The organism is Myxococcales bacterium (assembly GCA_012513515.1).
GTDB lineage: Bacteria > UBA10199 > UBA10199 > 2-02-FULL-44-16 > JAAZCA01 > JAAZCA01.
Map to the genome: position 1 here is coordinate 1 of JAAZCA010000015.1, position 24,858 is coordinate 24,858.

A 24,858-nucleotide genomic window follows, 5' to 3' on the forward strand; every position below is an offset into this window, starting at 1 on the left:
AAACTTCTTAGGAATTATGTAGTATCCAGCCGCCGCGTAGTAACCCATCTCCGTCAGCATCGGCCTGATCCAAGCCGCTCCGCTACCGGCAAGATATCCCGGATTGTTGATCTTCGTCCTCTTATAAAAACCCTCTGCAGTAAAGGATAGACCCGCCCAGCGAACCGCAGTGCCAAGGGACGATGTCCATATGTAACCGATTTCAACCGGATTCGCGTTAGGGTTGCTAGGATCGTACTGATATCTCTTTGGCTGATAATCGGAACCGACGCTTACCATAAATTTCGGCGTATCAGAGCAGTCGAAATCGGTTAGCTTACCCGGCACGGGATCAAGGATATTGAACCCCGTCCAAAAGCCTACACTCATTCTCTTTGAATCCTTATTTATCTCGTAGTTGCTCTCATTGGCTCCTACGACGGATAGGGAATAGAACCACTTCCAGTATCCACCCGACAGGTTTATACCGAGGCCATCGGGAGTACCAAAGCTGGAACGCAATGGCGTAAGAGGAAAGCTGACGTCGTCTTCTGACACCACGATGGGAGACTCTGTCACAAGCAGCCACTTGGAGCTCACCTCATTTATGAAAGAAAGTGGCAATCCAACCATCCCTGCGGTTATCGTAAGCTCCGGAATAACATCGATGCTTGCGTAAGCGCCGGTCACGTTGACCGTGGCAAAGGTACCCGTGCCACCCGGGCTGAACTGACTGTGCTTCAAGGTAAGACCAAGGTGTCCCTTCTCATGAACTGTCGCATTAAAACTGACCTCGGCACGCCTCATGGCAAAGGAAAAAATCGCCGGACCCTGTTTTTCTTTCTCGTAGAAGAGTTGGGGCTGAACCCTTCCGCTTGTCGTCAGCCTGAATGTGTCATCCTCGTTGTTGGTATAGAACCCACCCTCGTAGCCGGAACCGGCAAATGAAAGGGTTGGCGCCAGCAAGAGAAGCAGGACGGCGGCTGCAATAACTCTCTTTTTCATCGGAAGCTCCTTTCAAAATCCCCCCGAGCGGGGAGATGAAATGTCGGATAAATTTCTTTTAAAAACAACAATTTAAGAGCTATATCTGACAGTTGAACGAGTTATAAAGTAATTGATCAGCCATATCAAGCGATTAATTATCCGAAGCAACTATTTTTCGGCTATTTGAATTTAACCAACCCTGCACCTTCGTCAAACTCCACGAGCCCCGACTTGAAATCATCAACAGCCACACCCCGTTTGGATGCAACAACCTTCACCCCATCCGAATACGGCTGAGGACATTTCATGCCATCTATCCTCCGCACCGCGAAGCGTTAACATGACTCCATCCGAATATCTCTTTTTGACCATCCACAAGAAGCAGATCCGCACCCACATCGTAAGAACCTGAAGATGCAATACCTGCAAGCCCCTGATCCGCCCCGGAGACAGAAATTATTTTGCCGCACGGTAGCAGAAAAAAGAGGAAAAGCATAGAATTTTGGATCATCTAAATCCAAGATCTCGCTGCTCAAGGGCAGATATTCTATCGCGCAGTTCAGCGGCCGTTTCAAAGTCCAGCCTCTTCGCAGCAGCTAGCATCTGCTTTCTGAGTTTTGATATCGTCTTCTGAAATTTGGAAGGATCGATAGGCTCGTCGTCAGGATCCGGTATTGCAGGATAATCCTGTTCATATATCGAATGAAGCGCATCGCTTATGTTTTTCTTGATGGTGGAGGGGGTTATGCCGTTGACCCTGTTATATTCCATCTGGGCCTCCCTGCGTCTCATCGTCTCGTCAATTGCGCGGCGCATGGAGCAGGTTATAAAATCGGCGTACATGATGACTGAGCCTCCGACATTCCTAGCTGCCCTACCGAAGGTCTGAATCAAGGATCTCGTAGAACGCAGAAAGCCCTCTCTATCTGCATCGAGAATTGCTACAAGCGAAACCTCCGGTAGGTCGAGCCCCTCTCGCAGAAGATTTATTCCGATGAGGACATCGAATTCCCCTTTCCGAAGGCCGCGCAGAATTTCCACACGTTCGAGTGACTCGACATCGGAATGCATGTATTTGACGCGCACCCCCTTCTCACGCATGAAGTCAGCGAGCTGCTCTGCCATCCGCTTTGTCAAGGTCGTGACAAGCACGCGTTCGGAAAGATCGACCCGTTTCTTTATCTCGGCAAGTAGATCTTCTATCTGCCCCTCAGTCTTTCTAACTTCCGGAGCCGGATCTATCAAACCTGTCGGCCTTACTATTTGCTGAATTATCTCACCATGAGATTTTTGAAGTTCATATTCGGCTGGAGTTGCAGAGACATAGATCGCCTGCCCTCTCAACGCCTCAAACTCATCGAATTTGAGGGGCCGGTTATCGAGCGCCGAAGGAAGCCTGAATCCATATTCCACAAGAGTCATCTTGCGAGACCTGTCGCCGCTATACATACCGCCGATCTGCGGAACTGTGACATGACTCTCGTCTATGACGAGCAGAAAATCCTTCGGGAAATATTCCATTAGGGTCGGAGGAGGTTCGCCGGGCTTTCTGCCTGTGAGATATCTGGAATAATTTTCAATCCCCTTGCAAAAACCCATCTCCTCCATCATCTCAAGGTCGAATTTCGTACGCTGCTCTATCCTTGCGCGCTCGAGCGGTTTGTTGGTTTCATGAAACTGCTTCATCCTCTCTGCAAGTTCGACTCGGATGCCGGCTACCGCCTCTTTCATCTTTTCTTCCGGGGTCACATAGTGACTACCGGGGAAAATTACAACTTCCTGAAGTTCCCCTACGGCCGCGCCCGTTATAGAATCGATCTCGGTTATCTTAGATAACTCGTCGCCGAAAAATTCAAGGCGAACCGCCTTGGCATCTTCGTATGACGGAATAATTTCCACAACATCACCGCGAACGCGAAATGTTCCCCTGTGAAAATCGTAATCGTTGCGCTGGTATTGGATTTCGACAAGCCTCAACAGAAGTTCCTGACGATCGATCCGTGCGCCCCTCTCGGTGCGGATTAGCATGTTCTTGTATGCCTCGGGACTGCCAATGCCATAAATGCATGAAACGCTCGCGACTATAATGACATCTCTCCGCGTGAGAAGCGACCTGGTAGCGGAATGCCTAAGCATATCAATCTGCTCGTTGATGCTGGAATCCTTCTCGATGTAGAGATCCTGCGCCGGAAGATATGCCTCGGGCTGGTAATAGTCGTAGTAGCTTACAAAATATTCCACCGCATTTTCAGGAAATAGCTCCTTGAATTCCGAGTAAAGCTGGGCGGCAAGCGTTTTGTTAGGGGCCATCACTAATGTCGGACGCCCGGTTTTCGCAATTACGTTGGCGATCGTGAAAGTCTTTCCGGACCCTGTGACACCGAGAAGAACTTGATCTTTTTTCCCATCCTGTATGCCGCGGACGAGAGAATCTATAGCCTGGGGCTGATCTCCGGCAGGTGAGAATTCCGTCACAAGTTTAAATTGTGAATGGGGCATTCCGATTTATTTTATCTTCCAGTCGGTCTTTCCGTCGGGGAGATCCTTTATTTCCACACCCATTTCGGAAAGCTCCTTCCTGATACGATCGCTCTCAGCAAAATTCTTGGAAAGACGCGCCTCTCTTCTCTCCTCTATCAAACGCTTTACTTCAGTTACGTTGATTCCACGGGCCAGGCTCTGTCTTGTTATGGATCTTCTCCTGTATTCATCCGGGGAAGATCCGAAAATACCAAGGGTCTCTCCAAGCAGCTCCTGAATGGACATAAACTGTAAAACCGACCAGCCCGTAAATGGAGTATTCTTCCCGTCTATTTTATCGAGATATCTATTTGCCAATCTGACGATGTCGAATGCCAGAGCGACAGCTCTTGCAGTATTGAAATCGTCGTTCATGTCTTCACGAAAAGAAGACTCAAAAGATTCGAGAGCTTTTTTAAAATCCCTAGCCTCGTCAAAATCATCCGGTTTTTCATTTACAGTTTTACCTGGATGTACCGCGCCCAACCTCGCAGCTGTCTCATAAAAACGATCGAGGGAACTTTGGGCCTCTTCCATTGCAGTCTTGGTGTAATCTATCGGAGAACGATATTGATTCGAAAGAAGGAACAACTTCACGGCCTCCGCGTCGTACTGTTCCAATACCTTGCTTATCGTCGTGATATTACCCAGCGACTTGCTCATCTTCTCGGCATTGATGTTGATGAAACCGTTATGCAACCAATACTTCACAAAATGCTTGCCGGTCGCACCCTCCGCCTGCGCTATTTCATTTTCATGATGTGGAAAGATGAGATCGCGCCCACCGCCGTGAATATCGAATGGTTGCCCTAAGTACTTCGCGCTCATGGCCGAGCACTCGATATGCCAACCCGGACGCCCTTCGCCCCATGGAGATGGCCATGTTGGCTCGCCTGGTTTGGCCTTTTTCCAAAGAGCAAAGTCGAGAGGGTCGCGTTTCGATTCATCAACATCCACGCGCGCTCCGCTTTCGAGTTCCTCAATATTCTTTTTGGAAAGTTTTCCGTACCCCTTGAAATTTCTAACCGAGAAAAATACGTTTCCGTCTACTTCATATGCCATGCCTCTTTCAATCAACCCTTTGATCGTATCAATCATGCAGCCAATATGTTCGGTAGCCTTTGGGCTCATATCCGGCTTTTTAAGACCCAGAGATTCCATATCCTTTTCATATTCCGCTATATATTTTTCGGATATCTCCTGGCATGGCACGCCCTTGAAATTCGCGCGATTGATGATCTTGTCATCTACATCGGTGTAATTTCTTACGAAGGTCACATCATATCCAAGAAACTTGAGATATCTGTAAACTACGTCGAATACCACGGCGGCACGAGCGTGCCCCAGATGACAGCTATCATACGCCGTGATTCCGCAGACGTACATCCCAACCTTCGGAGGATTTATCGGGATAAATTCTTCTTTTTTCTGAGTCAGAGTGTTATACACAAACAGCGGCATAAATCCTTCCTTTCGAAAAATCGTTTTTTATTTAGTCAGCATAACGACCGCCTGAACTGCTATCCCCTCTTCACGTCCCACCGCGTCCAGACCTTCATTGGTTCTGGCCTTTACGCTCACCGAGTCTAACTCGATTCCAAAAATTTTTGAGATACTCTTTCTGACATCTTCTATAGCAGGACGCATCTTCGGTCGCTGCGCTATGATATTCGAATCTATGTTGACGATCCTCCATCCTGCATCTTTCGCCATTCGGACAACATCCATCGCGAGCTTTGCGCTATCGGCCCCCTTGAATTTCTTGTCGGTATCTGGAAAGTGCAACCCGATATCGCCCATCGATGCAGCTCCGAGAATAGCATCGCAGATTGCGTGCAGAAGTGCGTCGCCGTCGGAATGGGCATCGAGCCCCATCTCGAATGGAATCTCAACCCCACCGAGGACCAGTTTTATGCCAGGCTTTAACCTGTGAATATCGTAGCCTATCCCGACTCTAAAATTCATTTCCACTCCCTTGCGATCGCCTCGGCTACGGTAAGATCCGACGGCGTGGTTATTTTTATATTTCTGCTGTCGCCGGAGACTATATGCACCTTGCCGCCACATCTTTCAAACAGGCTCGCCTCATCGGTGCCGACAAAACCGTCGGCAAAGGCGCGCTCCATCGCACCCACGATGACATCCCTTCGAAAGGCCTGCGGAGTCTGCGCTCCAAAAAGCCCTTCGCGATCGACTGTCTCGGCAATGGTTCCATCGGAGCAAATGCGTTTGATCGTCTCTTTTATGGGGTGGGCCAAGATACATGCCCCCTTGTGAAAAGCCATGTCAGAAATCTTATCGATCTGTTCACGCGAGACGAATGGCCTCACTCCATCATGAACGAGCACTACATTCACATCGGAAGAAGTTGCCATGAGACCGTTGTAAACGGATCTTTGCCTAACATCTCCTCCAGCTACCACGCGCACATTGGATGGATATCCGAAAAATTCGACTATCTCAGCCCTGAAGGATTCGACCCGATCGGTTTCGACGACGACTATTATTTCGTCAATTCCGGGCGAAATGAAACGCTCGAGAGTGTGGCAAATTACAGGTTTGCCGAGAAGGTTCAGATACTGTTTCGGAACATTCCCGCCCATCCTGCGCCCTACGCCGGCTGCCGCTATTATAACCGCTCTTTTCATCGCATACCTGAATAAATCTTGCGCAATGATGTCGCAAGAAAAATAAAAAGGTCGAAACTGGATTTCCCTCCTGCCCCGCCGCAAACGGCGGTTTACAGCTCGCTGGAATAACCCGGCAGTTGATGGTCATCCCCGAATAATTTTATCGCAGATCCCATGAGAAACATCAAAATAAAAGGCCCCGAGTAGAGCTCGGAGCCTTTGGAATCGCATTCCAATTTAATCAGTCAGCAAAAATTTCCTCTATTTCCTGAGCTACATCCTCTTCAGACATATCCTGAGCTATCGCAAGCTCCTTCACGATCAGCGTGTTTGCAGTATCGAGCATCTTGCGCTCGCCGAAGGAGAGTTCTTTCTCGTAGCGCAGAAGCATCAGGTCGCGAAGAACCTCGGCTATCTCGTATATAGAGCCGGTCTTGATCTTGTCCATATACTCGCGATAGCGGCGGTTCCAGGTCTGTTCGTTTATCGAAATATCGCGCTCGCGCATAATCTCATAGACAATGTCCACTTCGCTAGGATTGATCACCTCGCGCAGACCGACGCTTCTCACATTTCCGGTGGGAACCATGATCGTCATTCCGGTGTCGATAATCTTCATGATATAAAACTTATGCCTATTGCCAGCTATCTCACGCTCTTCTATGGAATCGATCTTTCCAACCCCATGCGCTGGATAAACCGCTACATCGCCCACCTTAAATTCCCTGTTCAATGCTGAACGTCTCTCCGTCATGTAACCCTCCCGATAGTATAGACAAGACCAACCCGTCAGGGACGAGCCTTAAAATCCCCTTTAAAAACATCTAGTTGAAGTATTTCCCCCATGAAAATCGAGGGCATATATAGCACACGATTCGGCATACCGTCAACTCGTAACATAGTGTTTTTTAAAATCTTTTTTCTTCCCGTGCGGTTCAATCGCATCTCCTATCCTAAAGTTGAACTAAACCTCTTGCGACCTTGAATTCTATGAGTATTTCATTTTTTCATCATGTTGCTTGACAGCTTATACGCTTTCAACTATCGTCCCCCTCCACTTAAGAAAGTACTATCTTTTCAATGACTTAGCGGTACCGGGCAGGTAGCTCAGTCGGTAGAGCAGGAGACTGAAAATCTCCGTGTCGGGGGTTCGATTCCCTCCTTGCCCACAGGCAAAACCGGGAAGGATCTCGCCCCTTCTTTGAACTCAGCATAAACGTATAAACGCCGTGATATCAAAGAGTTAAGTTGTTTAGGGATTCAACCTTGAATCCCTAACCCGTAAAAACTTCCACTACTGTTATCGGTTGAAAATGCGATTTGTTGCTGAAAATATTTTTCCGGGGATACGAACGATACGTATCCCCGGAATAAAATCCCCAGGCATCATTTTTACCTTTCAGACCACACCGAGCTTTTCGGCCATCTTAACCAGAGCGGCCGCGGCATTTTCCTCTATGAGATCATTATAGGGGGTATCTTCTATGCGCGCCCAGAACTCCTCATCATTTATGTCTATTACGTCGAAATCCACTGTCCTGTAGGCGATATTTCCATTGGCCTGGCGAATGATCTGATTCGTCGCCAAATTCTGATCCCTGTCGAGAAGCCCACGAAATTTCTGGTGCGTAAGGATAGGGGCATTCTTCTCAATAAGAATCTCAAATATCCTCGTTATCTGCTCTTTTGTAAGTTTCGCCTTCGCCATAACCCCTCCCTTATGAAAGCCTCATGTACTCTTCAACCAGCCTCTTCGCCAATTGGCCCTTTTGGTCCGTAGCATCTCCAAGCAGGGCGCTAGCTATTTTTTCTTCTACAGAAACTTTGCTCGCGGAAACGGCTCTAGCGCTTGGAGCAAAAAGGCCTGCTTTAATCCCCCCCTTAGAAGAATGGTTGAGCAGCGCCTTTGCCTTGGCGATATCGACCTTAGTGGCATCCGGAGCCGAAAGAGCCGCCAAAGCCTTTTCCGCATCAACTCGTGCAAGTTCCACAGCTTTCTTTTCAGCAGCCTCTGCAAGCTGTTCCTTAGTCCAGAGCTTTGCCGACTCATGGCCTAATGCATTCGCTGCCCGTCTGTCGCCCGTAACCTTTGGATCGCCCGCTGACATCATAACCTACCTCCCTCTCTCTCGGGCGCTTACCATGCAAGAGGCTTGCCATATTTTAACAGTATAACTAAGTGAAATTACTAAATAAAAATAGATGAGGAGCGCTGGAAGTCGCAAAAATACCCCAAAATGAGGAAATTACGGGGTTTTGAATCCCCAGAGTCAATTTTTGGACATTTCACGAAATGGAGAGGGACTAAGCAAAATAGGGGATCCGGTGAATGCTGTGATATGCTTCAAAACCTTTCCACAAGATTTTTTGAACGCCAAAAAGTCGAAGCCGGACCAAGAAATATATCGCTCAGGAAGGAGAAATTTTAGCAACCTCCGAAAAACTATGCTCTTGTCATCCCCGAATGACGAGAAGGTTGTCATCCCCGAGTGCTTTAATCGGGGATCCAGCAACGACCGTGACCGGGAAAAACAGAAGCCAGAAGCGAGAGGCTAGAAGCTAGAAAAATCTCGCCTGGAGAAATATCGCTTCTCACTTCTAGATTCTAGCTTCTTGATGTTTTGGTCGATGGTCAATCGTCCATGGTCGAAGTTATTGTTACAGCTAGCTTTTCGGAGGTTACCTTATTAGATTCGATCCTGCGCAGGACCGTCCATTATATTTGAAGGGATCTTCTCTAAAATGTTAAGTCCTATCGATTTCGTAATGAAGATCCCCCCCAGTATAAGCCAGAGGTAGGCTGTAAAAAATCTCCACAGGACAACGAATACTCCTAGTATGTGCGTCGGCAGATAGGCAGAGAACATCAGGTATGATCCACCCTCCGCCACGCCGGATCCACCAGGGGTAGGCGTGAAATACAGGAAAAAATAAAGGACGAACTGGATCATTATGACATCCAGCGGAGCTATGTAGAATCCAAGTCCGACGATTATCGCATAGGCTATCAGATAGTTCATCGCTAGCGCCAAAACCGTAAGCACAACTACAACCAGTACAGTCTTCTTCTGGTAGCGCATGAAATTCTTCATGCACTTCACGAAGTCCTCTATCCAGACATCGATTTTTTTCTCAAAGCTTCCCGCGTACCGCGAAAGAAATTTACACTTCGATATTCGCATGCGAATCTTGCGTATGAATTTCCCCACCTTTCTCGGTCTATAAAAGGCATATATCAACGCCATTACAAGCATGACTATTACAGTTGCAATCAGGTAGAAGAACCATCTCAGATGCTCGTTTTGAACAAGCTCACCGCGAAAAAAAATCACAGCTGGCGCACCCATGACTATCAACAGAAGAACGAGAAAACCGCGCATCAATGCTACGCTGAGAGCCTTGCCGAACGGAACCCCCTTGCTGGTTAGCATGTAGATCATGAGGGGTTCGCCGCCGGTTGCCGTAGGAGATATCGAGGAAAGAAAGTAATAGGAGATGATCGTCTCTATGGAATACAAAAATCCGATTTTGATTCCCGCAGCCGCTTTGACAAGCAGTCTCATGATCACAGCGTTCATAACGATCATTCCAGAGCTGAGAACGAAGGCTAGCAGCATGTAAGAGCTCTTCATCTCGAGGATCGCGTGCCAAGTTTTGGGACCCGCCGTTTTGCCAACGACAAAACCTATGATCACTATCGTGATAGCGCAGAAAATTAAAAAAAGCCGCTTTATCGAGGCCTTTTTTTTTCGAGCTGCCCTTTTTAGCATTTTCTACACCACCCTTTTTGATTAAAAAAATTACGCACAAAGACCGCCATGCGTGTTTCGAGGCGGCATACACCAATGAAGGCCGGAATACAACGCCCTATCAAATCTAAGCGAAAAAACTACGCTTTCGCACAGCTTTCTTATTTCTGGATGGAAAAATGATAATCCTCGAATCCCGTTAATGATCAGACGCTTACGTTAGAGACATCCCTTGCTATACTTGTCATAGTCAGACGACGCTAATGCCAATGGAGAGCCGATCTGAGAGCGCTAATACATCAAAATTTCTATCAAAATTTCTAGCAACTAATTTACGCGTCAGACGAAAAGCTGCCTGCGGGTGCGGATGTCAATAAAGACATAGAATGAAATCCGTTCAATCATTTTTACGGAGAGGGATCTCATGAGTCAGGTATTGTTTGCGGGCAACCTAGCCGCCTACGGCACGCTAACGCCGGCGTTTCTAACTTCGATTGCGGCAAACGGCATAGAGCCATTTGTGCTGACGCGTTTTGGAGAAGTACAATCTGATTTGTTCGCCTCTAAGTTTGACACAGTTTCACAACGCCTTTTAGGCCCCAATAAACTTAGCGACATTAATCCGAGCATAATCCACGCCTTCTTCGGCAGGCAGATGCCGGAACTCGATACCATGTCACACGTCGAACACCTGGTCCGCAGGTTCGAAGGCGCTAAATTTTTGGTTGGAATCGATAGCGTACAAACTGATCAACTCGCCCTTCACAGCGCGCTTCTGGGCGCCGACGCAATAACAGTTCCACACGCAAGCATAGTGGACGCATTCACAGCCGGCAGAATGACTACGTTAGCCGAGCTAATACGCGATGTCGAAAAGTCGGGCCGACTTTTCGAAGTTAGGCCGGGTATAGACACCAAGAAGTTCAATCCCTACGAGGATAGGGCCCTAGACGACAATTATTACAGTGACAGCTCACCCTATGACATCAAAGGCAGATTCAATTTCCACAGCCCCGCAGTCAAGAAGTTTCTATTAAGCACTTTTTCCCGTAAATACGACCTGTTACATACGCGAGACAGTTTCTCGATGCTCTACGGGCCTGACATTTCAATACCGGGAAACCTTTCTCAGCTCATATCCTCCGACTATTTCGGAGAAGACACGCCGAAAGGAGGAATTAACACCTTTTTTGTGGGATCAGATCCAATACCCCCACCGTACCTGGACGGCTTGAAGGAAAGAGTCGTGCAGTACAGAAAAAAAAATACGGTCGTCTACGTCCACTTGGACGACGAATCCGAATATCGCAGAATGCTTGCCGGAACATACATGGGGATATTCCCCCCAGAACTAGGAGAGTTTGGGTTCGCAAGCGTCCCCTACGTACAACGAGCGTTCGAGGCCATGCGTTACGGCGTTATGCTTGCGGTTGCCCCCGCCTTTCAAAGGCAGGGTATCGTACGGCCTCACAAAAACCGCTTGCCCGGAACTCCATACGAAGGCATCGCCTTCCCGGCAGAGGATGACTCGCCCAAGGCCATGTCCGATGCAAAAGGCTGCATGTACAGGGAGGCATTCGAGTACATAAATGGAAACTACAGATTTTCCGGGGCTGTAGTGGGAGCTATGAGGGTTCGCTGTAGTTTGGAGGAAACGGTCAAGAGCTATCTGGATATCTATAAAATGCTCTTTTCGTAGAGGCAGGAATTATCCCAACACTGGCGAGATGCTTCGCAATGCGGCGCTTCTCCCGCTATCGCTTACGCCGTTGCACCGGCATGCATCATGATATTTTCGCTCGCCGAAGCCGGTACATTCACGTCCATAAAATCAAAAATTTGTCCCAACCCTCTTGCTCAGCCAGAGCCATTTCGACGACATCATATCCCAACTGACCAGAAATAACATTTTTTTGACGCAAGGGGGTCGTAAATACCGCCAAAATTCCGAATGTAGCCTATAATTCTTAATTAAATCAACACATTAGCTCAAAACAGTTAGAACAAAAATTGGCATTTTTATTGCTCTGAATCTTCGACTGTAAAAGCGGGAGGGAATATGAAAAACCTTAAAATATTGTCACTTTTATTAGCGGCTGTTGCCGTCGGAGTGATTTACTCAAGTGGGTGCGGCAGTGGCGTCGAGTTTTCGGATATCCCCAGCGAACTGACGGTCGAGCCGGCCTCTACAGAGCTTCTCCTTTCCTGGAGGGGAGTAGATGGGGCATCGTCCTACAACATCTACTGGGGGACCTCGCCTGATATTTCCGAAATGAGTCCAAACAAGATAGAGGGGATAGAGGATACATCGTATCTCCACACAGGGCTCCGAAACGGGACGAGGTACTACTACGTGGTCACAGGCATAAGCGACACAAAGGAAAGCGCGCCGTCCGATCTGGCATACGGAACCCCTGTTTTCTCGGGAGAAGAAGACTTTGAGATAATAATACCGATGAAGAGCACCCCCCCTTGGGGGGATATAGAGCTGAGGATTCTGGCGGACAGCAATGGGTTCATATACCTGATGGTACAGAAAAATGAAGAGGGACTTTTTGAGGTGTATAAATACAACTCCGATGGAAAACTGGAACGTGGCTTCGGCGAGAATGGCAAGGTTTCGCACGGCCCGGATGAGGATGGATGCCTGCTGCGTTACATGGAGGTCAATTCCAGACAGGAGCTCGTAATCGTCGCCGCATGCGGATGTCAAAATCCAGACTGTGAGGGTGATAGTGTATTCTCTAGGATGTACAGATATCTGCCATCAGGAAAAATAGACAGCTCCTTCGGGGAGGATGGAATAGCAGATGGGACTCCCGGGCATAAGCCGGAACAGATAAAGTTCGATGAAAATGACGATATGATCCTGGCTGGACGGATCACCCCCGGACGAAAGCTATCCGTAGCAAAGTACTCCGATGCCGGGAAAGAGCTTTGGGTCTCTGACGATCAGGAATCGCAAGCAGAAACCAAGGGGCAATCGATACTCATCGATGAGGATGGAAATATCATAGTAGCCTATGACAACGGAGTAGCGCTGGACGGCGACGAAGATAATCGACAATTCATAGTGTGGAAAATGGATGCGAGAGGAAAGTTGATAAAAAGTTTTAGCAAGAATGGCCGCCTTGATCCGGAAGGCTACATGACCGGAATGCTGATGAAGGTGGATTCAGAAAACAGGATCACCACCAACGTAAATACGGCTAAAATGCCGCTGTTCGGAGAGGCTAGAATTCTAAGATACAGTGAGAGGGGCCTCCTGGACAAGAGTTTCGGAGGCGGAAAAGGCATGATAGAGATGGATAGTGCCTGCGCTACTAATTTCAGACCGTCAGTGGCGTATCTGGGAGCCTTGGCGGAGTACGGCGGAAAGTTTATAGGTATAGGAGGGGGCGCGAATGACTTTGAAAGCAGCTTCGCCAACTTAATGGGATTCATGTGCATATTCAATGAGGACGGGGATCTCGAGAGATCGATGTTCGAGGATGGCTTCCACTACGGCCCGCCATCATCATTCCCTATGTGGCTCGACATAGACTCCCTTGGCAGGGTCCTGATCGGCTATCAAGTTATAAATCCGGAACTCGAGATAACTGAAATAAGGGTCTTGAGATACAAATAGTTGAACTTTAGATTGCTCGATTCCAGGAGGGCGCGAAAAAAAATCGCGCCCTTTTTTATACCCAAAAGGACAGGATCGCTAAAAATCACGAGATGGAAAGAAAATATCCGCACCTTACCTGCGAGAAAATACAAGACCATATCATATCGCGTCTAACCACCCGTTTTAAAACCTTTTTATATGGACTTTTCAATTGCTCCATCATAATGGGCAGGTGGAGGACTCTGCGTTCTGTTTGGCTTCACGCCGGAGGGGGGTGATTTTTTCTGCGCTGCTCGACATTTTTTTGAACCAAATTAAAATCCAAACTGAAAAGGAGGAATAATGGCAGTACAACATAAGATCATCTACACCATAGTGGATGAAGCCCCCGCTCTCGCAACATATTCGTTTCTGCCTATTGTAAAATCATTTGCAAAAACAGCTGGGATTCCCGTTGAAACGAGAGACATATCGCTCGCAGGAAGAATTCTCGCAAAATTTCCGGAATACTTAAACGAAGCTCAACGCGTTTCAGATGATCTGAGCGAACTCGGAGATCTGGTAAAAAAACCTGAAGCTAACGTTATAAAACTTCCAAACATCAGCGCCTCGATTCCTCAGCTAAAAGCCGCGATCAAAGAACTTCAAAAACAGGGATACAATCTTCCAGACTACCCTGAAATACCTAATGATGACAAAGACAAGGATATCAAAGAAAGATACGACAAGATCAAGGGAAGCGCTGTCAACCCGGTCCTCAGAGAGGGAAATTCCAGCAGGAGGGCTCCTCTCTCCGTGAAAAACTATGCCAAGAAGCACCCTCATTCGATGGGCGAGTGGCGCAGGGATTCAAAAGCTCATGTCGCGCACATGACAAGCGGAGATTTTCGTTCCAATGAAAAATCCATGACGCTGACCAAGGAAGACGCAGGAGATGCAAGAATAGAATTCGTAGGCGCGGATGGCGCCATTAAAGTTCTAAAGCCCAAGCTTCCACTTCTCGAAGGAGAGGTTATAGACGCGACCTTCATGAGCAAGATCGCTCTTAGAAAATTTTTCGAGGAGCAGCTCGACGACGCCAAGAAGTCTGACGTTTTATTTTCCCTGCACCTGAAGGCGACGATGATGAAGGTATCCGATCCTATCATCTTCGGACACGCGATATCGGTTTTCTTCAAGGACGTCTTTGAAAAACACGCGTCAACATTCGCCACGCTGGGCGTCAATCCCGACAATGGCCTTGGTGACTTGTATGCAAAACTTGAAAAGCTCCCGAAAGAAACCCGATCGATCATAGAAGCAGATATAGTTTCCACTTATCAAAATCGCCCAAGGCTGGCGATGGTGAACTCCAAGAAGGGAATCACCAACCTGCACGTCCCCAGCGATGTCATAGTAGATGCATCCATGCCTGCGGCCATAAGGGAATCCGGAAAAATGTGGGACGCAGACGGCAAGCTTCACGAAGCCAAGATGGTAATACCGGATAGCAGTTACGCGGTGGTCTACAAAGCCGTCGTTGAGTTCTGCAAAGCCAATGGCGCATTCGATCCTAGGACGATGGGAAGCGTTTCAAACGTAGGTCTCATGGCGCAGAAGGCCGAGGAATACGGCTCCCACGACAAGACGTTTTTATGCCGTGAGGCGGGCACGGTAAGGGTGGTATCAAAATCGGGAAAGACGCTGCTCGAACAAAATGTCGAAGGGGGCGACCTTTTTAGAATGTGCCAGGCAAAAGACCTGCCGATAAGAGATTGGGTCAAGCTCGCCGTGACCCGCGCCAGAGAAAGCGGAAGCCCCGCTGTATTCTGGCTCGATAAGGAAAGGCCACACGATGTCGAGCTAATAAAGAAGGTGAACTCATATCTGAAAGACCATGACACGAACGGACTCGAAATCCACATAATGTCCCCTGTCGATGCAACCATTTTTTCATGCCAGAGGCTGAAGGAGGGCAAGGACACTATATCGGTTACGGGTAACGTTCTTCGCGATTATCTTACAGACCTCTTCCCAATTCTGGAATTGGGCACAAGTGCAAAAATGCTTTCAATAGTTCCGCTCATGGAGGGTGGAAAACTTTTCGAGACCGGGGCCGGCGGCTCGGCGCCGAAGCACGTTCAGCAATTTCTTGAAGAGGGACATCTGCGATGGGATTCCCTCGGAGAATTTCTTGCGCTTGCCGCTTCGCTCGAATTCATGGGGCAGAAAACAAATAGCATAAAAGCAAGCGTACTCGCTGAAGCGCTGGAGAAGGCGACCGGAAAATTCCTCGAAAACAACAAATCTCCTGGCCGAAAGGTTCACGAGCTCGACAACAGAGGAAGCCATTTCTATCTCACCATGTACTGGGCGGAGGCGCTTGCAGAGCAGCACAGGGATGTCGATTTACGAAGCAAATTTAAGGAGCTCGCAGATGCGCTGCATGAAAATGAGGGGAAGATACTGATCGAACTTAATTCCGCACAGGGCAAACCTGTCGATATCGGAGGATATTACAGGCCGAACAAGGATCTTGCATCCAAGGCCATGCAGCCAAGTGAGACTTTCAACTCGATTATGGGAGCCCTATAAAAAACCGTCATAAACCAAAAAACCGTCAGACGGAGCAAAGTTCCTCCGTCTGACAGAAAAAAGGGGATGTATTCGCATCCCCTTTTTCTACTTGGCTCCGAAGGCCAGGCGTCGGCTCGCGCTACCCACTCGCCGACACTTCATCATTACACAAAAATGGTATGAAGGTCGTCGAACGCTCCGCCTTTCGGCGGAAGTTCTCATCGTGGCATCACAATAAAAGAAACGGGAGGACCAAAAGACCCTCCCGTTCCTTTGCTCCGAAGGCCAGATTCGAACTGGCGACCCGCTGATTAACAGTCAGCTGCTCTGACCGGCTGAGCTACTTCGGAATATCAAATTTTCGAGGTTCAGAGAGAGACCCCCTCCGGACCAAGGCGGAGGCTACTAACACGAGCATCTAAACTTGTCAAAAGCGATGTGCAAGTTTAACCTGCATATCAAATTTACCATAAAAAGCTTAAATAACAGCGAGATACAAAAGGGCCACCCTCATGAGAAGAGGGTATTGCGTACATTTAACGCATCAGACCGCCTAGATTAGAATCTGCAGCCCTGTTCGATCTGCTCATCTGTCGGGTTAGATATGGTGATGCTCCGATCCAAATACCGAAGATCGTCGGAAAGATCCAGAGTGCCAACGTAACCGATGACGATTGACAATGGACCATTGACCAACTGCGATAATATGCCGACGTTTACATTTTGCTTGCCATCGCACCCCTGCCTCACTATGAGCCGACAGCTGAATCAAGAAACGCCATGAAGCTAAAAAACAGACATAACGAGGAGATGATAGAACTCCTATTCACATGTGAGGATCGCCTGACCCGCGAGGAGGCCGACGAGATGATCCGCCGCGGCGAAGAGCTCATACCGCTATTGGGGGAGATCATCATGGACAGGGCCTTCTGGACAGTCGATCTCCCGGAATGGTGGGCCCCTGTCCATGCTACCTATATACTCGCATCGATCGGCGGGAAGAGCTCTGTGATTCCGCTGATGGCAGCCCTTCGATGGTCGGATGCCTACGACAACGAATGGGTGACCGAGGATCTGCCGTCAATACTGGGATCGCTTGGGGAGATCTCATTTACACCTGTAAAGTCCGTTGTGGCAGACAAAAGCGCCGGATGGTCGGCCAGATCCATAGCGATGGACGCCCTCGGGTCACACGCCCTGCTGAATCCCACATGCGAAGAGGAGTGTATGAAAATTCTGGCCCGAATAGTCGATGACCCGCGGGAGGAGTTCGGTGCGCGCAGAAGCGCTGCGTTCGTTCTGGTGGATTTCAGAAGGTCGGATTACAAAAGAGCGCTCATAGGCTTTTCGCAGGCCGAGGAAAATTATGCAAAGGCCGACCCGAATTACAAAAGAACATTCACCATAAGGGATTTGGAAAAGGATCTAAGCGCCGCGAGATCCGGGCTTGAGATGTACACACGTGATTGGATGGAGTTTTACTCGCCGGAGCAGATACACAAACGCAAAGAACTCTGGGAAAAAAGCGACCGCGGGGAAACGCAGCTTTTTGGCGATATCCCCGATAAGCATGGGCAGCAAAAATGGCGCACCCTGGGGGGAAGAAGCGTTATTATGGATCTAAACGGTCCCTGTCCCTGCGGAAGCGGCAGGCCATACAAACGCTGCTGCTGGAAGAAGGTTCATTAAAAAGTTTTTTTGTGTTAGCATCCTGCGCCTCAATAGGAGAAAGAACTATGCCGAAATTCGAAGATATGCAGGTGAAGGCCAAGACTCTCATCGAGGAGGCCCTGGCCCTTTTAAAATCGGGAATGAGCGACGCCGAATTCATCGCCGGCAAGACAGCCACTGCTGCAAAACTTCATATAAAGTCGAAACAGGGCCGCATAGAAAAATACAGGCTTCTCCATGAATTAGGCGAGCTTTTTCATGCCGCCATTTTGGACGGCAAGCCGGTTCAGATTAGCAAGAGGATGAAGGAGATATCCCAACAGGTGGCCAAATTGGATAAACTTCTTGCCAGTACCACCAAAAAGATATCATCGCTCACAGTGACCACAAAAACAGCCGTGACAACCAAGAAAACCACTAAGAAAAAAACCGGTTCCTAGGCGTGTAGAGCATGGTTATGATTAAGATGACGATGAAGCTGAAGATTCAAGTGAACAAATCAGGACACAATCATACCTGTCCACTATCATGATTCGGAACACCTCCATAGCAATTGCTCGGCGTCTTTGCCGCCTTGTACTTGTTCCTCTCATCTGCTATTAGAGTTCACTCCGGAGGCTGTCATGTTAAAGAAATTCAACATAACGATGAACGGCAAAAGACTTGTTGTCGATATAGACACCAAGATATGCGATCTCCTGGAAAAAGCCCCGCACAGGGGAAAACGCACAGCTGTGGGCGCAAAGCTCAACAACCGAGTCGTAGGGTTGAGATACTCACTAAAGTGCTCTGCAGAAATCGTGACGATCGACATCTCAGACAGGGAGGGAATGGACATCTACAGGAGAACGGCCAGCACCGTTCTCTACGCCGCAGTTGCCAAGGTCGCACCTGATGCCAGAATAGTGGTGGGGCAGTCGATAGGCAGCGGCTACTTCTTTGAAATCCACAACCACGTCGTCGATGAAAAATTCATACAGGATGTGGACCGCACGATGAAGAATATCGTCGCGGCCGACATCCCTATAAGCCGGAAATGGATACCGATAGAAGAAGCGATAGAGATATTCTCTTCTCACAATGCCAGCGACAGGGTCAAACTCGTAAGCCAGCTCAAGCGTTCCGAAATACCGATGATCTCTATGGGAGATTACAGGGGATATGCCCACGGACCTATCGCATACAAGTCGTCATTGATAGACTCCTGGAACCTTGTGCCATACGAGCACGGAATGGTGCTCATCTTCCCCGATTCCGAAGGAAACCTCGAAACCAACTTTTCAGCCCAGCCAAAGCTCTTTGCCACCTATCTCGAAGCCAAACGCTGGAACGAACTCATGCACATAGAAAATGTCGCAGACCTGAATGAACGATGTATGGGCAGAAAGTCCGACGAGATGGTCAAGGTCGCTGAGGCGATCCATGAAAAAAAGATATCAGCCATAGCGGATACGATATCCTCGAACGAAAACCTGAGGCTCATTCTCATATCCGGACCGACCTCGTCGGGGAAAACCACTTTTTCAAAACGGCTGCGAATACATCTGAAGATTTTCGGACTGGAACCGGTCACCATATCACTGGACAACTACTATCTCGACCGCGACGACTCACCAAGGCATCCGGATGGAACTTATGATTTTGAAACTATCAATGCCCTTGACCTGGAGCTTTTCAACGACCACCTGACAAAACTTTTAAAGGGCAAGGAAATCGAGATGCCCGCATACTCATTCTCTATAGGTAAAAGGGATCCATCCAAACTCACTAGAATGAAGCTTGGGCGCGGTCAGATTATAATCGTTGAAGGGATACACGGCCTGAACGAGGAACTCACGAAGTCGGTGCCCCATCAAAATAAGTTCAAGATATATGTTTCGGCGCTGACCCAACTTTGTCTCGACGATCACAATAGGATATTCACCACGGATACAAGGCTCTGCAGGAGAATAATACGCGACAGGCTCTTCAGAGGAACCACCGCAGCCGACACTATAGAGGGATGGCAGAGCGTGCGCCACGGGGAAAAGAAATACATTTTTCCGTACCAGGAAAACGCGGACGTGATGTTCAACTCGGCTCTGCCGTATGAGCACTCACTGCTAAAGCCATATGCGGAAAAATTCCTGGCCGAGGTCCCTCGCGAACATCCTTCGTATATGGAAGCCTACAGACTCACAAAATTCTTCTCCTTCTTCATACCCATCCTGTCGAGGGAAGTGCCACACACATCGATACTGAGGGAATTCATCGGGGACAGTGCATTTCGTTATTGACCGAAATGCCCGCCCGTTTATTCACGTGTCCCCGTCTGCCGACGGCTCACCAGTTACGCGTTACTGTTTACAGTTGCTCGGAAATGATGTTTTTGAATCAATTATGCAGCCTTCTCTTCTTGTTTTTCTCTATCAGCTTTAGCTTGCCGCGAAGGCCGTAGTCGAAGGGGCGCAGCACCGGTATATCCAGAGCCAGTATCTTCTGAAGGATTTTATCCTCCGGATAGCTCTCTTTTATCTCCTGTGCGTACTCGAAAGCAGTAAGGATCTCACCTATGCAATAATCGACGTATTCACCATCATCTTCAAAAGGTATGAGCTGTCCCCTCTCAGCCAGCATCACCGCGAGAGAGGTGCAAAATTTTACTTCATCCTCGGGACGTAAGCGGATGAAATAGTCTGACATAATCCTGCCGATGACTATTCTCATATCTCGCACTATCTCGCCAAGGGCCTCTATCGATTTCCCCAGATGTCTCTCCGTAAGAAAAAACTCGAAGAGGTCGAGAAGATTCCTGACCTCATTTTCAATGGGCGCAAGCGATATATCCATCCCCTTCTTTTGTATGCTCATGAGGGCAGAGTAGCAAATAGATGGCGATGAGCCAACCTTTTCTTGTAAGAACGAAATCTGCAACACATTAAACCGGAAAATGATCCTGCGGATGTATGAATACGCTTCACTTAGCCGGTTTTCATGCAGTTTCACGAAACGCATAAAAACCCCAGCTGAAAGAGTTTCCTTAACAATCAACGATTTGCATCGGTATCTCGACATTTCATCATATGGCACGGCGATTGCTTTGATGAAAGCAGCAAGAAGCGATCGATCGCCAAGCGGTTTCAAAATCAGGGAGGAATATGAGTTCGATTCAAGCGAAGGATGTCTTCACCATAATAGAGGGAAAGGAGGGAAAATCCAGGTGGGTCAAAATAGGATCCGCCTACGGAAACAAGGACGGCTCGATAAATGTCATACTCGACGCCCTCCCTTGTGACGGCAAGGTTCAGATACGTGAAAAAAGGAAAACTGAAGTCAAAACTTCTGAATGAGAAAAGGAGACTTACATGAAAAGAAGTAATGGAATGAAATCAATAGCGTTAATCGCCGGACTGCTGGGGCTTCTGTGCATAGCCGGAAACTCCTTCGCCGCAAAGCCGCCTCCGCAGTCGCCGGTGGATCTCTCAACGGCCACCGTCGAACAGCTGGTGGCGCTCCCAGGGATAGGACAGGCCAAAGCCCAGGCGATAGTCGAATATCGCGCACAGAACGGCATCGCTGTGAAGGAAGACCTTCTGAACGTAAAAGGAATAGGTCAGGCGTTGCTGGCAAAGATAAGCGAACACATAACCATATCCAATGGGCAGAAGAAAACATCTGGCATGGCGGAAAAGGTCGTCAGGTAATCGGCGTTTTTCGTCAACAAGTCGGGGCTCGCGGCTTGGGTCGGCCGCGGGCCCTTTCTTGTAAATACCGACCGCATGTGCTAGCCTGCCCTTCGTGAAAGACGGATGTCTCATTTTACACGGCCTGACCGGTACCCCCGATACAGTATCATCTTTCAGGCGCGTATTTCTTGACGCAGGGTTCAACATATCGGCGCCATGCCTGGCCGGACACGGCGAAAGCATCGAAGAACTTTCCAAGGTAAAGTGGCAGGACTGGTATAACAGCGTAAGGATAGCCTATTCAACGCTGAAAAGAGACTCACACAGAATTTTCTGCGCAGGGACCTCCCTTGGCGCGCTCCTCTCCTTGAAGCTCGCGATAGACGAAGGCTGGGGGGTCAGGGCGATATCGGTTATAGGCACGCCGCTCAGGCTTTCCAGGCTTGAGAGCGTCGCGCTAACAATAGTCAGATATTCGCCGTTGAGATTCATGATAAAATCGATTCCCAAGGATCTCACGAAAAGTGTCGCAGATCCGGAAGGAAGAAAGCGCTATGAGCTCATGAGCCTGCCGCGCCTCCCCGTTCACGCGGTCCATGAGTTGACGAAGCTCCAGTGCGAGGTAGCGAAAGGGCTGCAAAAAATTTCCCATCCCCTGCTGGTGATGCACGGCAGGGAAGACAAAGTCGCACCCTTATTCAACGCGGATATATTGAGGAATTCAGTATCATCAAAAATAGTCGAAAGCGTCATATTGAATGGTTGCAAACACGTGCTCACTATGGACTACGAAAGGGTCCGCGTCGCCAAAACGGCACTATACTTTTTCAAGCGCTTTGCATAAAATGCGCAAATTAAATATGGAGGTTTTGATATGAAAAAAATTTTAACACTGGCAGCTGTTCTGTTTTTATCACTTCCTGCGGCGCTTTTGGCCGAGGAGATTCTTTTGGAAGAATATGAGATCACTGGAAATATCGAAGAGATAAATCTGGAACCGGCACCCGCGAGCTCTCCTACAAAAAGAAATCCCAAAAAGGCCACATCATATGAAAGACCGGCCAGCCGAAGCAGCCAGCAAGTAGGTGAAGTCGAGGTAAGCATAGACAAACGTGTCAAGATAGCTCCGGCTTTCACGGCCGAGCCGAGAGAGGGGACCTTCAGGGTAGGGCTTGTCGGCCCCGGCATCTACGTGGGGAACAAGGGAATAGACACGATGATGGGGATAGGAGCAGAGGGCGAGTATTTCATCTTTGAAAGGTTGTCAGCCGGAATGAAAATTCAGGTGGCCACGGACTTCGCCAGCAACAACGAGCTCAATTCGATTCTAAGCTTCATCCCGCAGGCAAGATACCTCTTCGATTTTGACAGCCATCCGAGGTGGACGGCCTATGTACAGGCCGGGGCAGGGATAGCCCTCCTAGACGGCAGCTCTGTTGCCGCAGATATCGCCATACCCGGCGGAGGAATATGGTGGCAGTACAACGAAAAACTTTCCATTGGTCTCGACCTTTCATTGCACATACTTGCCAGAAGTTCGACGGCGGTGGCCTTTTTCGCCGGACCGGCATTTAGATACCAGTTCTGATGAAAAAATATCAGATCAAACACAGGATAGATGTCGCAGCTGGAAGAAAACCTGCAGACCTCCTGCTGAAAAACTGCAGGGTCGTCTCCGTTCTCGCCGATGAAGTGGTCAATACCAGCGTGGCGATAGCCGACGGCGTCATAGTTGGTTTTGGCAATTACAGCGCCAAAAAAGAGATCGACCTGGGCGGAGGATATCTCTCCGCCGGCCTCATTGACAGCCATATACATATCGAAAGCACTTTGCTCGTACCTCAGGAATTCGCAAAGACGGCACTCATCCACGGTACGACCGCGGTAATAGCCGACCCCCATGAAATCGCGAATGTCATGGGCGCCGCCGGAATACGCTGGATGATCAAGGCCAGCGAGGGGCTCCCTCTCGACATCAACATAGTGCTTCCATCGTGCGTTCCCGCCTCCAGATTTGAAAGCCCGTGGGGCACCTTTGGCAGCAGCGATCTGAAAAAACTGGCCTCGCTTCCGAGGGTGATCGGAATCGGCGAAGTCATGAATTATCCGAAAGTCATTGCAGGAGATCCCGAATTCCTCAGGAAGATCCGCCTGATCCCAGGAATGCGCGTCGACGGACATGCACCGGGGCTCACCGGCAAAGATCTAAACGCGTACATAGCGGCTGGAATACACTCCGACCATGAAAGCACAAAGGCATCCGAGGCAAAGGAAAAGCTCCTTGCGGGTCTGCACATAATGGTACGAGAAGGAAGTTCGGAAAAGAATCTCAACGAGATAGCCAAAATCATCACCCCCGCAAATTCACACCGTTGCTTTTTCTGCTCGGACGACAGGAGCGCCCACGACCTGGTTAACAAGGGCCACATAGATGAAATACTTCGCATGGCGGTGCGTGCGGGAATACCTCCGATCACCGCCCTGCAGATGGCCACGAACAACGCCCCCTATTATTTCCGTATCAAGCGGAGAAAAGGGGCGGTGGCCGTAGGGTATGCTGCAGACCTGGTGGTTTTTGACAGCCTGAAAAAATTCAACGCCAGAATGGTATTCAAAGAAGGAAAGCTTGCCGCCAAAGATGGTGAGATCTTAATTCCCTGCAAGGCCAATTTCGCCCCGAAGGTAGAAAATAGCGTAAACCTCGCTCGCACAGAACTCGAAGTTTTCAGGGTAAAAGCCCAAGCTGGAAAAATGAGGGTCATGAGGATCATCCCCGGCCAGATAACCACGGAGCTCGAAACAGCAAGGCCATCAGTATCCGATGGCCTTGTTGAATCGGATATTTCTAGGGATCTCCTGAAGGTTACAGTTTTGGAGCGTCATCACGCCAGCGGAAGATTTTGCACCGGCTTCGTCAGGGGATTCGGCCTGAAAAAAGGCGCGATAGCCTCCACCGTATGCCATGATGCGCACAACATAGTGGTGGTTGGAACAAATGATCGCGATATGCTCTGCGCCGTCATAGAACTCGTAAGATGCAAAGGGGGATTCGTAGCCACATGCGGTGAAAAGGTAGTGGACTCTCTGCCGCTTCCAGTCGCAGGGCTAATGTCCAACATGCCAGCGGCAGATGTAGCCTCCGCTTACACCAGGATAGAAAAAACGCTGAAAAAGCTTGGTTCTGCTGTCGATGACGCATTCCTGACCATGTCCTTTCTGTCGCTCTCGGTGATACCGAAGATCAGAATCACGGACCGCGGCATCATAGACGTAAACGGAGACAGAATAGTCCCCCTCTTCCTGAAATAGTACGCCCCGCCAGAGACATGAATTCAAATTTAGGAATCTCTGAAAAGCTAGCTGTAACAATAACTTCGACCATGGACGATTGACCATAGACCAAAACATCAAGAAGCTAGAACCTAGAAGTGAGAAGCAATATTTTTACAGGCGAGGTTTTTCTAGCTTCTAACCTCTCGCTTCTAGCTTCT

The 24,858-nt window shown here is 48.8% G+C and carries 21 protein-coding genes and 2 tRNA genes; 12 read left to right on the forward strand and 11 right to left on the reverse strand.

Translation table 11 applies throughout. The annotated features are described in order from the left end of the window. The 6 genes from GX659_03025 to GX659_03050 form a co-directional block, all read right to left on the reverse strand. Positions 1-984, reverse strand: a 984-nt coding sequence (locus GX659_03025) for a hypothetical protein (protein NLD27761.1), incomplete at its 3' end; no start/stop codon positions are given. A gap of 489 nt (positions 985-1,473) precedes the next feature. Further along, the gene (gene uvrB, locus GX659_03030) at positions 1,474-3,465 is read right to left on the reverse strand and encodes an excinuclease ABC subunit UvrB (GenBank protein ID NLD27762.1); all 1,992 of its coding nucleotides are present in this window, start codon (positions 3,463-3,465) and stop codon (positions 1,474-1,476) included. Between the two features lie 6 nt (positions 3,466-3,471). Further along, entirely contained in the window at positions 3,472-4,947 is a 1,476-nt protein-coding gene (locus GX659_03035) for a cysteine--tRNA ligase (GenBank protein ID NLD27763.1), read from the reverse strand. Between the two features lie 27 nt (positions 4,948-4,974). Further along, the gene (locus GX659_03040) at positions 4,975-5,451 is read right to left on the reverse strand and encodes a 2-C-methyl-D-erythritol 2,4-cyclodiphosphate synthase (GenBank protein ID NLD27764.1); all 477 of its coding nucleotides are present in this window, start codon (positions 5,449-5,451) and stop codon (positions 4,975-4,977) included. Next, positions 5,448-6,134, reverse strand: a complete 687-nt coding sequence (gene ispD / locus GX659_03045) for a 2-C-methyl-D-erythritol 4-phosphate cytidylyltransferase (GenBank protein ID NLD27765.1) — start codon at positions 6,132-6,134, stop codon at positions 5,448-5,450. Before ispD ends, GX659_03040 begins: the two co-directional genes overlap by 4 nt. 223 nt (positions 6,135-6,357) lie before the next feature. Further along, complete coding sequence (locus tag GX659_03050) at positions 6,358-6,870, reverse strand: CarD family transcriptional regulator (GenBank protein ID NLD27766.1); 513 nt, start codon at positions 6,868-6,870, stop codon at positions 6,358-6,360. A 342-nt stretch (positions 6,871-7,212) separates the two neighbouring features. Between GX659_03050 and GX659_03055 the strand changes: the two genes are divergently transcribed. After that, a tRNA-Phe gene (locus tag GX659_03055) sits at positions 7,213-7,285 on the forward strand. Positions 7,286-7,515: 230 nt separating this feature from the next. Here the strand turns inward: GX659_03055 and GX659_03060 are convergent. From GX659_03060 to GX659_03070, 3 genes are all read right to left on the reverse strand, one after another. Beyond that, positions 7,516-7,824 carry a hypothetical protein gene (locus GX659_03060; GenBank protein ID NLD27767.1) on the reverse strand — a complete coding sequence of 103 codons (309 nt, stop codon included), beginning with the start codon at positions 7,822-7,824 and terminating at the stop codon, positions 7,516-7,518. A 10-nt stretch (positions 7,825-7,834) separates the two neighbouring features. Then, positions 7,835-8,227: a hypothetical protein gene (locus tag GX659_03065; protein NLD27768.1), complete on the reverse strand. Its 393-nt coding sequence runs from the start codon at positions 8,225-8,227 to the stop codon at positions 7,835-7,837. Between the two features lie 576 nt (positions 8,228-8,803). Continuing rightward, positions 8,804-9,886, reverse strand: coding sequence for a flippase-like domain-containing protein (locus GX659_03070; GenBank protein ID NLD27769.1), 1,083 nt, complete (start codon positions 9,884-9,886; stop codon positions 8,804-8,806). 403 nt (positions 9,887-10,289) lie between these two features. On the opposite strand from GX659_03070, the gene GX659_03075 reads away from it, so the two are divergent. The 3 genes from GX659_03075 to GX659_03085 all read left to right on the forward strand — a co-directional run bounded on the left by GX659_03075 (position 10,290) and on the right by GX659_03085 (position 16,049). Continuing rightward, positions 10,290-11,564: a hypothetical protein gene (locus GX659_03075; GenBank protein ID NLD27770.1), complete on the forward strand. Its 1,275-nt coding sequence runs from the start codon at positions 10,290-10,292 to the stop codon at positions 11,562-11,564. A gap of 360 nt (positions 11,565-11,924) precedes the next feature. Further along, positions 11,925-13,493, forward strand: coding sequence for a fibronectin type III domain-containing protein (locus GX659_03080; protein ID NLD27771.1), 1,569 nt, complete (start codon positions 11,925-11,927; stop codon positions 13,491-13,493). 324 nt (positions 13,494-13,817) lie between these two features. Further along, positions 13,818-16,049, forward strand: a complete 2,232-nt coding sequence (locus GX659_03085) for an NADP-dependent isocitrate dehydrogenase (protein NLD27772.1) — start codon at positions 13,818-13,820, stop codon at positions 16,047-16,049. A 258-nt stretch (positions 16,050-16,307) separates the two neighbouring features. Here the strand turns inward: GX659_03085 and GX659_03090 are convergent. Then, a tRNA-Asn gene (locus tag GX659_03090) sits at positions 16,308-16,381 on the reverse strand. 430 nt (positions 16,382-16,811) lie between these two features. On the opposite strand from GX659_03090, the gene GX659_03095 reads away from it, so the two are divergent. From GX659_03095 to GX659_03105, 3 genes are all read left to right on the forward strand, one after another. Then, positions 16,812-17,720, forward strand: a complete 909-nt coding sequence (locus tag GX659_03095; GenBank protein NLD27773.1) for a DUF1186 domain-containing protein — start codon at positions 16,812-16,814, stop codon at positions 17,718-17,720. A 47-nt stretch (positions 17,721-17,767) separates the two neighbouring features. Continuing rightward, positions 17,768-18,142, forward strand: coding sequence for a hypothetical protein (locus tag GX659_03100; GenBank protein ID NLD27774.1), 375 nt, complete (start codon positions 17,768-17,770; stop codon positions 18,140-18,142). Positions 18,143-18,325: 183 nt separating this feature from the next. Beyond that, the gene (locus GX659_03105) at positions 18,326-19,978 is read left to right on the forward strand and encodes a nucleoside kinase (GenBank protein NLD27775.1); all 1,653 of its coding nucleotides are present in this window, start codon (positions 18,326-18,328) and stop codon (positions 19,976-19,978) included. Positions 19,979-20,075: 97 nt separating this feature from the next. Here the strand turns inward: GX659_03105 and GX659_03110 are convergent, their stop codons facing one another. Beyond that, on the reverse strand, positions 20,076-20,552 hold the full coding sequence (locus GX659_03110; protein NLD27776.1) for a hypothetical protein: 477 nt from the start codon (positions 20,550-20,552) through the stop codon (positions 20,076-20,078). A 287-nt stretch (positions 20,553-20,839) separates the two neighbouring features. On the opposite strand from GX659_03110, the gene GX659_03115 reads away from it, so the two are divergent. From GX659_03115 to ade, 5 genes are all read left to right on the forward strand, one after another. Continuing rightward, positions 20,840-21,031 carry a hypothetical protein gene (locus tag GX659_03115; GenBank protein ID NLD27777.1) on the forward strand — a complete coding sequence of 64 codons (192 nt, stop codon included), beginning with the start codon at positions 20,840-20,842 and terminating at the stop codon, positions 21,029-21,031. Between the two features lie 33 nt (positions 21,032-21,064). Continuing rightward, positions 21,065-21,385: a helix-hairpin-helix domain-containing protein gene (locus tag GX659_03120; protein NLD27778.1), complete on the forward strand. Its 321-nt coding sequence runs from the start codon at positions 21,065-21,067 to the stop codon at positions 21,383-21,385. 94 nt (positions 21,386-21,479) lie between these two features. Continuing rightward, positions 21,480-22,211, forward strand: a complete 732-nt coding sequence (locus tag GX659_03125; GenBank protein ID NLD27779.1) for an alpha/beta fold hydrolase — start codon at positions 21,480-21,482, stop codon at positions 22,209-22,211. A gap of 30 nt (positions 22,212-22,241) precedes the next feature. Next, positions 22,242-22,955, forward strand: coding sequence for a hypothetical protein (locus GX659_03130; protein ID NLD27780.1), 714 nt, complete (start codon positions 22,242-22,244; stop codon positions 22,953-22,955). Beyond that, the gene (ade, locus tag GX659_03135; GenBank protein NLD27781.1) at positions 22,955-24,676 is read left to right on the forward strand and encodes an adenine deaminase; all 1,722 of its coding nucleotides are present in this window, start codon (positions 22,955-22,957) and stop codon (positions 24,674-24,676) included. Before GX659_03130 ends, ade begins: the two co-directional genes overlap by 1 nt. The last annotated feature ends 182 nt before the right edge of the window (positions 24,677-24,858 follow it).

Coding starts and splice junctions, on each gene's coding strand:
- uvrB (NLD27762.1), bottom strand. CDS start 3,465: ATGCCCCATTCACAATTTAAACTTGTGACGGAATTCTCACCTGCCGGA.
- GX659_03035 (NLD27763.1), bottom strand. CDS start 4,947: ATGCCGCTGTTTGTGTATAACACTCTGACTCAGAAAAAAGAAGAATTT.
- GX659_03040 (NLD27764.1), bottom strand. CDS start 5,451: ATGAATTTTAGAGTCGGGATAGGCTACGATATTCACAGGTTAAAGCCT.
- ispD (NLD27765.1), bottom strand. CDS start 6,134: ATGAAAAGAGCGGTTATAATAGCGGCAGCCGGCGTAGGGCGCAGGATG.
- GX659_03050 (NLD27766.1), bottom strand. CDS start 6,870: ATGACGGAGAGACGTTCAGCATTGAACAGGGAATTTAAGGTGGGCGAT.
- GX659_03060 (NLD27767.1), bottom strand. CDS start 7,824: ATGGCGAAGGCGAAACTTACAAAAGAGCAGATAACGAGGATATTTGAG.
- GX659_03065 (NLD27768.1), bottom strand. CDS start 8,227: ATGATGTCAGCGGGCGATCCAAAGGTTACGGGCGACAGACGGGCAGCG.
- GX659_03070 (NLD27769.1), bottom strand. CDS start 9,886: ATGCTAAAAAGGGCAGCTCGAAAAAAAAAGGCCTCGATAAAGCGGCTT.
- GX659_03075 (NLD27770.1), top strand. CDS start 10,290: ATGAGTCAGGTATTGTTTGCGGGCAACCTAGCCGCCTACGGCACGCTA.
- GX659_03080 (NLD27771.1), top strand. CDS start 11,925: ATGAAAAACCTTAAAATATTGTCACTTTTATTAGCGGCTGTTGCCGTC.
- GX659_03085 (NLD27772.1), top strand. CDS start 13,818: ATGGCAGTACAACATAAGATCATCTACACCATAGTGGATGAAGCCCCC.
- GX659_03095 (NLD27773.1), top strand. CDS start 16,812: ATGAAGCTAAAAAACAGACATAACGAGGAGATGATAGAACTCCTATTC.
- GX659_03100 (NLD27774.1), top strand. CDS start 17,768: ATGCCGAAATTCGAAGATATGCAGGTGAAGGCCAAGACTCTCATCGAG.
- GX659_03105 (NLD27775.1), top strand. CDS start 18,326: ATGTTAAAGAAATTCAACATAACGATGAACGGCAAAAGACTTGTTGTC.
- GX659_03110 (NLD27776.1), bottom strand. CDS start 20,552: ATGAGCATACAAAAGAAGGGGATGGATATATCGCTTGCGCCCATTGAA.
- GX659_03115 (NLD27777.1), top strand. CDS start 20,840: ATGAGTTCGATTCAAGCGAAGGATGTCTTCACCATAATAGAGGGAAAG.
- GX659_03120 (NLD27778.1), top strand. CDS start 21,065: ATGAAATCAATAGCGTTAATCGCCGGACTGCTGGGGCTTCTGTGCATA.
- GX659_03130 (NLD27780.1), top strand. CDS start 22,242: ATGAAAAAAATTTTAACACTGGCAGCTGTTCTGTTTTTATCACTTCCT.
- ade (NLD27781.1), top strand. CDS start 22,955: ATGAAAAAATATCAGATCAAACACAGGATAGATGTCGCAGCTGGAAGA.